This window comes from Oxalobacter paeniformigenes (assembly GCF_027158465.1).
Taxonomy (GTDB): Bacteria; Pseudomonadota; Gammaproteobacteria; order Burkholderiales; family Burkholderiaceae_D; genus Oxalobacter; species Oxalobacter paeniformigenes.
Genome location: NZ_JAMKYL010000021.1, coordinates 1 through 319, shown reverse-complemented (window position 1 = coordinate 319; position 319 = coordinate 1). Strand labels below are relative to the sequence as shown.

At 54.9% G+C, this 319-nt stretch carries 1 protein-coding gene; it reads right to left on the bottom strand.

Features of this window, described 5'->3' with window-relative positions; translation table 11 throughout:
- The coding region (gene prs, locus NAI64_RS09065; protein WP_269299799.1) for a ribose-phosphate diphosphokinase at window positions 1-319 on the bottom strand (319 nt) is incomplete at both ends.

Below are 319 nucleotides of genomic sequence, written 5' to 3'. Positions count from 1 at the left end.
GGTATCCACGATATCATCCATGATGACGCAGTTTCTGCCTTCGACATTGCCGATGATGTTCATGACTTCGGATTCGTTCGGACGCGGACGACGCTTGTCGATGATCGACAGGTCGCAATGCAGATGTTCTGCCAGCGCCCGTGCACGGACGACACCGCCGATATCCGGGGAGACGACGAGAAGATCCTTGTAGTTTTTCTTCTGGAGGTCTTTGAGCAGGATGGGCGATGCATAGATATTGTCGACAGGGATGTCGAAGAAGCCCTGAATCTGGTCGGCGTGGACGTCCATGATCAGGACACGATCGACGCCGATGCCC